This window comes from Stenotrophomonas pictorum JCM 9942 (genome assembly GCF_001310775.1).
Taxonomy (GTDB): domain Bacteria; phylum Pseudomonadota; class Gammaproteobacteria; order Xanthomonadales; family Xanthomonadaceae; genus Stenotrophomonas; species Stenotrophomonas pictorum.
Genome location: NZ_BAZI01000108.1, coordinates 1 through 8121 on the forward strand (window position 1 = coordinate 1; position 8121 = coordinate 8121).

Below are 8121 nucleotides of genomic sequence, written 5' to 3' on the forward strand. Positions count from 1 at the left end.
CGCGGCGCGGCCCGCAACCCGGGCGCGTAACGGAACAAGCCGGCGGCCTCGAGCCGCCGGCCGCACCGCACACGTTTCGTATCGAATCCAACAACGCCACTTGAGGACCCACGTCATGGCGAAAAACTACAAATTCCCCGGCGCCGTGATCGATATCACCGCTGCCGCCAACCTCGCCAGCGGCCAGGCTGCCATCGTCGGCACGCTGCTCGCCGTAGCCCTGGTGGATATCCCCAGCGGCAGCAAGGGCAGCGCCCAGATCGAGGGTGTCTTCGAGCTTCCCAAGCTGTCCACCGCCGACGTCACCGAAGGTGCCGCGTTGCATTGGGACGTCTCTGCCGGCCAGTTCATCGTTGCCGCCACTGCGGCGGGCGATCTGGAGAACTGCGCGATCGCAATCGCTGCGGCCGGCAATGGCACCACCAAGGTGCTGGCCAAACTCGTGCCGGGTGCCGGCGCGCTGAAGGCATGATCCACGCCCCGCCACCGCACACAGACGCCCGGGTGGCGTGTGCGGTGGTGGGGCTTCCAGATGAACCAACAGGGGATGACCGTGCGCAGCGAGGGCCTGACAGAGATGGCAAATCAAACCTCCACTGCCGTCAACGTTGCCAGCAAGGTCACCACCTATGGCGGCAGTGCGGGGGCCGTGTTCTTCGGGCTTACCGCAAACGAAATGGCAGCAGTGAGCGGCGTGGTGATCGGCCTGTTGGGCCTGCTCGTCACCGTGATCTTCAAATACCGCGACGACCGCCGCAACGCCCAGCGCCACGCGCTGGAAATGCGCCGGCTGCAGCGCGAGGTGGACCACCATGTCTGATCGCAGCGCTGTTTCTCCAATGCGTATGGCCGCCGCCGGCCTAGTGCTCAGCGTCGCCGCCTTCGCCGGCTGGGTTGCGAAGGAAGGCGACGGCCCCACGGCCGTTCGTGCTGATGGCCAAGTGGTCCATAAGCCGTATATCCCGACCAAGGGCGATGTGCCAACCATTGGCCACGGCTCCACCCGCTACGAAGACGGCACGCCGGTGCGCCTCACTGATGCGCCGATCACGCGTGCACGTGCCCAGCAGCTCGCCCGAAACCTGCATAGCGAAGAAGAGGTGCGCTTCAAGGCGTCGATTCCCGACGTGTCACTCACGCAGGGCGAGTACGACCTGTATGTCGACTTCACTGGGCAGTTCGGCATCGGCAACTGGCGTAACAGCTCCATGCGCCGCCGCCTGCTGGAAACCCGCACCGCACCCCCGGCCCAGCTGCCAAGCCTGTACCGCGCCGCGTGCGACGCGCTACTGCTGTGGAAGAAGCAAGACGGCCGCGATTGCTCCCTCCCGCAGAACTGGGGCCCGAATGGCTGCAAGGGCGTGTGGACCCGTCAACAGGAACGTCACGCCAAGTGTTTGGCCGAGCAGGTTGCGCCATGAATGTTGATGCTCTGATTCTTCTTCGTTGCCCGGATTGCAAGCGCGAACTCCAGGTGCAGCGCGACGAAATGGACTACCCGGAAGCGGTGCGGGTTGAGGTTCGTTGTGATCAGTGTGACGACGGAGACTTTGCGGAAGTCATGCACTTCGATGCGGACGGACAGCACATCACGCGTGATCCGGACCCCAGGGGTGCCAAATGATCACCCGCTACCTCGCCGCCCTGTTCCTGATTCTGCTCGCCGTTGTCGTCTGGCAGCGCGGCAGTGTCTCCATCGCCCACCGTGCAGCCGACAACGCCGCCGCGGCACGTGACCGCGCCATGACCGAGCGTGATGCAGCCAAGGCCGAGCTGGCCCAGGCCAATACCGTCATCGCCACCGAGCGCGCCAACGCGGCCAAAGCCAGCGCTGTGGCCGCCCAATACGAAAAGGACAAAGCCGATGCGCAAGCCGCTTCTGATCGCCTTGTTGCTGACCTGCGTGCTGGCAACCAGCGGCTGCATGACCGCTGGCAAGCAGCCATCGCCACCAGCGAACTGTCCGCAGCCGCCGCAGCCGGCGCCCTCGCTGATGGTGGCGCCGCAGACCGGTATGAAAGTGCGGGCCGAGCTATTGGCGCCGCCGACGCCTGCGATGCACAAGTGAAGGGACTGCAGGCCTTCGCCCTGCTGTGTAGCGGGGGTGTCCGGTGAGCCTTGTGCGCATCGCGGTTGACGCGGACAACCTGCTGGGCCGCCAGTTCAGTGAGCTGGAGCGGCAGAACCTTGGCTTTGCAGTGATGCAGCTTGCAACGCCACTGCTTTCGAGATCCGCCAGACCTGGGCACGTACTGCCGGCCGCGTGTTTGATCGCCCCACCGCGTTGACCGTACGTGCCGCCCAGTACAAAAAGGCCACGCCACAGAAGCTGTTTGCAGAGATCTACCTTCGCGACGAAGCCTCAAACGGTACCGCGCCAGCCAAGTATCTGCAGGCGCAGGTGGATGGTGGCCAGCGCCGTAAGAAGGGCTTCGAGGTGCTGCTGCAGCAGAAGGGCGCGATGCCTGCCGGTATGTTCGCTGTCGCTGGCAAGGGCGCGGAGCTGGATCGCTTCGGTAACGTCAAGGCCGGTCAGGTGAGCAAGATCCTCTCGCAGCTTGGCGCGCGGCAAGATCGCTACCAGAACCAGAGCGACACCAGCCAGAAGCGTCGGCGCGCCCGTCGCAAGCGCGGTGGCGAGTATTTCGTTGTGCAGCAGAAGCGTGGCCGGTTGCTGCCTGGTGTCTATGAGCGAATTGAAACCGGTTTCGGCTCTGCTGTGCGCAGCGTGTTCATCTTCACGCGCGATGCGCGCTACAAGCCCCGCTACAACATCTTCGCGCTCGCGCAGCGGGAATGGGACCGGTTGATGCCGTTCTACTTTAACCGCGAGCTGGAAAAGGCGCTCCAGTCGTCCAGGTACCGGGGGCACTCATGAGCCAGAAGGCCTTTCTGCAGGCATTCGACCAGGACGCCATCGGCAGCTTCAAAGCAGCGGGCATGGCCGATGCCGCTATCTACACCGGGCCCGCCACCGGTTCCGCGTCTGTGCCATGTGATGTGTTGGTCGACCGCGGCACGCAGGTGTGGGGCGAAGACGCATCACCGGTCGCCTTGGGCGAAATCAGCATCGCGTTCCAGCGCGTCCAGGTGGTGCCGGAGAAGGGCGGCATCGTCGTGGTCGACGGCGACACCTACCGCCTCACCGACAAGCACAAGGACGACGCATCGCTGGTGCGCTGGCTGGTGGTGCCGCATGGCTGACCTCACGCCGCGCCGCAAGCTGCTGGACGCCTTCGTGCTGAACCTGAAGCGCATCGATGGCACCGGCCCATATCGCACCACCGTCGGCACGGTGGCCACGCTCGAGCCGGGCCAGCTGGATCCGGAGCACGTTGAGGATGGGCTGGCTGTCTACATCGACAAGCAGGAGCGCGCGAGCGACCCGGCCCTGCAGCGCACCCACAGGCTCACCACGGTCGCCATCGTCGTCAAGCGCCAGGGCGGCGAGGCCGCCGAGGAATCGCTCGACGACGTGCTTGAGGACATCGAGCAGGCGATGGAAGGCCGTCAGGTGACGTGGCCGGCCGGCTTCGGGCAGCCAGCCTACCAGTCCATGGAACCCCTGCGCGCGCCAGCCGGTGCCGACTGGATCGGCGCACTCATCCGCTACACCACCAGCATCCCCAAGTTGACCCGTTAACCGCCGCCCCGCGGCACCACTGGAGATTAACAAATGAAAGACCATAGCTACCTGGGCAGCGGCAAACTTCTGATCCGCGAGTACGGCGCCGCCGCCGCGTTCGAAGAGGTGGGCAACTGCTCGGCACTCACCTTCTCGCCGCAGGAAGAGAAGAAGAACCTGGTTGACCACACCAACCCCGGTGGCGGCAATCGGAACGAAGTAGCACGTCTTACCGGTGTGGAGGCTGCCTACACCTTCCACGACTTCGCCGCCGAGAACTTCGCCCGCACCCTGCGCTCATCCGTCACCGCCGTGGCCGCTGGTACCGTCACCGATGAAGAAGTGGTTGCCTACAAGGGTGGCTTTACCCCGCTGTCGAAGGTAGCCACCGGCATCACCGCGGTGAAGGCTGCCGGCGGCGCCACTACGTACTCACCTGGCACCGACTACGAGTTTCGCGATGGCGGCATCTTCATCCCCGCCGGCAGCACCATCACCGCCCCGTTGTCTGGCGCCGCCAATATCAAGGTCACCTATGCCAACGCCGCGCAGAAGGTGGTGGAGGCGCTCACGCAGTCGGCCAAGCAGTACGAAATGCTTTTCGTGGGCCTGAACGAGGCGCAGAGCGGCAAGCGCGTGCGTGTTCATGCGCACAAGGTCAGCGGCGGCCTGCTGGCCAGCATGGGCCTGATCGGCGAAGAGTACGGCGCCGGCGAAGTCACCGGCGGCCTGATGGCCGACACGACGAAGGGCACCGGCCTGTCGCAGTACTTCACCGTCACCATGGAAGACGTGGCATGACGCATCCCGTAACCGCTGACGTGGACGTGCTGGCCCCGGCCAGCACGTCGGTGGGATTTGCAGGGCGGCAGGTGGAGATCCTGCCGATCCCGGTCGGCCGGATTCCCGTGCTCATCCGCACAGCCCGGCCGGTGATCGATGCGCTGATCGCCAACAACGTGCTTACCGGTGAAGGCGACGAGCTTGATATCGACGTGATTCAGATCGTCGACCTGATCGGTGACCACGGCGAGCAGTTCTTCGAAGCGCTCTCGATCGCGGCAGGCGTAAGTGTCGCCGATGTGGAAGCCGCCAACCTCGATGACGTCGTGAGGCTCACGCAGACCTGTGTGCGGGTGAACCGCGATTTTTTTACGAAGAACGTCGTACCCCTCCTGGCCGGCATGGCACGGCAGCTGCCTGGGGTTGGGCCGACGCCCTCCAGCTCCTGATCGAACAAGGGCACAGCTTCAGCGACATCAAGCAGTACACGCTCGGCCAGCTTCGGGCCTTTACCGAAGCGGCCGAGCGCAGCCGGCGCAGGCGGCTGGCGGATGACGCGGTAACCGCACGTGCGGCGCAGTACGACGGCAAAGACTTTTCAGCGTATCTAAAAGGGCTCACCGGCTGATGGCTACCAACCCCAATCTACGTGTACGCATCTCGGCGGACCTGGCTGATATCAAGCAGGGCTTGGCGGTGTTGCGTGGCGATCTGAACAAGCTCAAGACTGACGCTGCGCGATCCGGGCCCGATACGCGGGGCTGGGTGAACGGTTTGAAAGCAGCCCGCGCGCAACTCGTGGGTTTCGTTGCCGCATACGCCTCGCTTCGCTCGCTTGGGGCGATGGCCAAGGTTTCCGACGAGGCGGCCGGCATCTCCGGCCGCCTGCGCCTGGCGACCAAGAGTCAGGAGGAGTTCAACGCCGCGCAGGATGAAACCTTCGATATCGCCCAGCGTACACAGTCCAGCTGGAAGGAAACTGTAGGCCTCTACAACAAGGTTTCCCAGTCTGCGGACCAGGTGGGCCTGAGCCAGCAAAAACAGCTGGAGTTAACGGAGGCTGTCGCCATGGCGCTGGCCATCTCCGGCAGCACCGGTGAGGAAGCGGCCGGCGTGATGCGCCAGTTCGGGCAGGCGCTGGGCAGTGCCCGCGTGCAGGCTGAGGAGTTCAACTCGATCAATGAAGGTGGCCAGCGGATCGTGCAGTCGCTAGCAAAGTATTTCGGCATTGCGACTGGGCAGGTGAAGGCCTATGTGAGTGCCGGAAAGGTTGGTAACAAAGACCTCGCTCAAGCGCTGATCAAAGATTTCGAAGCCCTCCAGGATGAAGCAGCGAAGGTGCCGAAGACGATCAGTGGCGCGTTTAACGAAATCCGAAATTCGTTCGTCAGATTTATGATGGACCAGAACGAAGCTACTGGGTCGACACAGGCCTTCGTTGCTCTTCTGCGGGACATAGCCCGCGATCTGCCCCAGTTCTTTGAGCCGATTCTGACGGTTATGAAGCAAATTGCCGGGGTGATGCGCGAGGGTGAGGAGTCCGCCGAGGGGTTCGGAAGGAAGGCCAGCTGGCTGATCGATCTCGGGCAGACTCTTGGCAGTGTCATCCGCGTGCTGGCTGCCGGCTTCGTGATGCTCAAGAACGTGGTGGAAATCGTCACGGTCATCATGGCGAACCTGTATGCGACCACCTACACGTTAGCCGAAGGGCTGGTTCGAGATCTTGGCGGCGCGTTCAAGGCTCTCGGCAACTCCTGGGATGCGCTGAAAAGTGATGGGCCGGTTGCCGCAGTGAAGGCCTATGCCGCCGGTGTTGGTGATGTCATGGACGACATGACTGCGCGGCGAAGGACGTTGGTCGCTGGGTTCCAGGCAACCGGAGAGATGCTTCGCGCAGATGCTGCGGATCTCAAGCGTGGTGTCACCGCCCTGTTTTCGGATATCGACGCGACGGTGGCCCGCGTGCGTGGCAAGGCCTCCACCGAGGGTGGCGACGGTTCTGGCGGCGGTGGTGGCAAAGGCACCGGCAAGGCCGTTGCCGCGTCCAATGCACTGCTGCGTGATTCGGTCACCCGGGCGCTGGCCGAGCTGGACCGGTTGTATGCCGAGAACGAGATCGGCATGCGGGAGTACTTCGCCACACGGCTGGAACTGCAGCAGCAGTCCATCGATCTGCAGATCGCCCAGGCCCAGGCTGAGTTGGCGGTGACGAAGGAAGCCGGAAAGCGGCAAAAGCTGGAAGAGCAGATCCTGATCCTTCAGCGCGACCGCGCCGACATCGGCGCCAAGGGCGCGCAGGATCAGAAGAAGGCTGAGGACGAACTTGCCAAGTCACTGGGCGACATCAAGTTGCGGCTCATGGAGCTGGACGGCAACACCGGCGCCGTGGAGCGCGCGAAGCTCGAGGCTGAGTACCAAGAGCTGTTCAAAAAGCTCGATGCCAACAGTGATGCCGCCGGCAGGAAGATGGTGGAGAACCTCATTGGCCGGTTGGTAGCCAAAGCTCAGGCGGATGAGCTTAAAGCAGCTGGCGATCGGATATCGGAGGCGCTCCAGGGTAAGGAGAGCAGTATCAGCGCTCAGGTGGCAGGCGGGCTGCTGGGCTATGTGGAGGGTGAGCGCCAGCTCTCAGAAGCGCGCCGGCTCGCAGCTTCAGAGTTCCGTGCGCTGCGTGAGTCGGCGCTCGCGTATCTGGCAACTCTGGATCCGGCAAGTGCAGAGGCCGCCAACGCGCAGTTGCTGCTGCATTCGTTGAATGCAGATATCGCCAATATCGCCGCGTCACAGAATCAGCTGCGTCAGGATGTGGGCGATTCCAGCGTGTCCGCGCTCACCAGTCTGTTCACCAACATCCGCGAGGGCGCGATGTCGGCCGGCGCCATGGTCCGCCAGCTCGCATTGGATTTTGCCCAGTCGCTTTACGACATGCAGGCCAAGGCACTTGCACAGAAGATTGGCGGTGCGCTTGCCAACATGTTCGGCGGCAACAAGGGCGGTGGTGTGGATGCGGGCGCGGTGAAGCTTGGGGCGGCGGCCAGTGCAACGGCTGCAGCTGGCGCGGTTATCCAGTCAGGCGCCACCGCGCTTGGCCTATCAGCTGCCTCGCTGATGACTGCGGCCCAGGCTTTGATGGTGGCCAACTCGGTAGGCGGCATTGCCGGCGTCGCCCACACCGGCGGCGTGGCAGGTCGTATCTCGGTGAAGCGCCGCGTCAGCCCGCTGCTGTTCGGCGCAGCGCCTCGGTATCACAGCGGCGGTATCGCCGGCCTCAAGCCGGACGAAGTGCCCGCCATCCTGCAAACCGGAGAGCGCGTGCTATCGCGCCGCCAGACTGCCATGTATGACGCCACCCTGGCTGCGGGTGCCGGTGCGGACCGTGTCACCACGCCCATCGTCGCCATCGGTGATGACGCGGTGGCCAACGCGCTGGCCAGTGCCGCAGGCGAAAAGGTTGTGTTGACCCACGTTCGCAACAACTGGGAGGGCATCTCGCGTGGCTGAGCCGCAGCTATGGCCATTTGGCGGTGCCGGCAATGTGTACTGGCAGTTGGAGTGGCTGACCGATGTGTTGCAAGCCAGTGCGGGGCTGGCGCATCACCGGCAGCTGCGCGATCACCCGCGCGTGCGCGTCGGCTTCGATGGGCTGGCGACGGGAGGTGACCGTCGCTGGCTGGAGAACCTGCTGGAGCGCAACGGCGGCCGGTCGTGGCGGG

General features: G+C 64.1%; 11 protein-coding genes and 1 pseudogene. All 12 read left to right on the top strand.

Features of this window, described 5'->3' with window-relative positions:
- Positions 1–115 precede the first annotated feature (115 nt).
- Positions 116–472 (top strand): DUF2190 family protein, encoded by a 357-nt coding sequence (locus JCM9942_RS07405; RefSeq protein ID WP_054658806.1) that lies wholly within the window; start codon positions 116–118, stop codon positions 470–472.
- 75 nt (positions 473–547) lie between these two features.
- Complete coding sequence (locus JCM9942_RS07410) at positions 548–820, top strand: holin (protein ID WP_054658808.1); 273 nt, start codon at positions 548–550, stop codon at positions 818–820.
- The gene (locus JCM9942_RS07415) at positions 813–1421 is read left to right on the top strand and encodes a glycoside hydrolase family protein (protein ID WP_054658811.1); all 609 of its coding nucleotides are present in this window, start codon (positions 813–815) and stop codon (positions 1419–1421) included. The genes JCM9942_RS07410 and JCM9942_RS07415 overlap by 8 nt, the downstream gene beginning before the upstream one ends.
- A complete protein-coding gene (locus JCM9942_RS07420) occupies positions 1418–1624 on the top strand; it encodes a hypothetical protein (protein WP_054658813.1) in 207 nt (68 codons plus the stop codon). Before JCM9942_RS07415 ends, JCM9942_RS07420 begins: the two co-directional genes overlap by 4 nt.
- Positions 1621–2115 (top strand): lysis system i-spanin subunit Rz, encoded by a 495-nt coding sequence (locus JCM9942_RS07425; protein WP_054658815.1) that lies wholly within the window; start codon positions 1621–1623, stop codon positions 2113–2115. Before JCM9942_RS07420 ends, JCM9942_RS07425 begins: the two co-directional genes overlap by 4 nt.
- A gap of 169 nt (positions 2116–2284) precedes the next feature.
- Positions 2285–2878, top strand: coding sequence for a hypothetical protein (locus tag JCM9942_RS07430; protein ID WP_425478323.1), 594 nt, complete (start codon positions 2285–2287; stop codon positions 2876–2878).
- On the top strand, positions 2875–3204 hold the full coding sequence (locus JCM9942_RS07435; RefSeq protein WP_054658817.1) for a head-tail joining protein: 330 nt from the start codon (positions 2875–2877) through the stop codon (positions 3202–3204). The genes JCM9942_RS07430 and JCM9942_RS07435 overlap by 4 nt, the downstream gene beginning before the upstream one ends.
- Positions 3197–3643, top strand: coding sequence for a hypothetical protein (locus JCM9942_RS07440; RefSeq protein WP_054658820.1), 447 nt, complete (start codon positions 3197–3199; stop codon positions 3641–3643). The genes JCM9942_RS07435 and JCM9942_RS07440 overlap by 8 nt, the downstream gene beginning before the upstream one ends.
- Positions 3644–3676: 33 nt before the next feature.
- On the top strand, positions 3677–4426 hold the full coding sequence (locus tag JCM9942_RS07445) for a phage tail tube protein (RefSeq protein ID WP_054658822.1): 750 nt from the start codon (positions 3677–3679) through the stop codon (positions 4424–4426).
- A 20-nt stretch (positions 4427–4446) separates the two neighbouring features.
- Positions 4447–4857, top strand: a complete 411-nt coding sequence (locus tag JCM9942_RS07450; protein ID WP_157722813.1) for a hypothetical protein — start codon at positions 4447–4449, stop codon at positions 4855–4857.
- A gap of 178 nt (positions 4858–5035) precedes the next feature.
- Positions 5036–7909 (top strand): tape measure protein, encoded by a 2874-nt coding sequence (locus JCM9942_RS07455; protein ID WP_054658826.1) that lies wholly within the window; start codon positions 5036–5038, stop codon positions 7907–7909.
- Positions 7902–8121: pseudogene (locus tag JCM9942_RS07460) on the top strand (hypothetical protein); the annotation flags it as partial. The gene JCM9942_RS07455 and the pseudogene JCM9942_RS07460, both read left to right, overlap by 8 nt.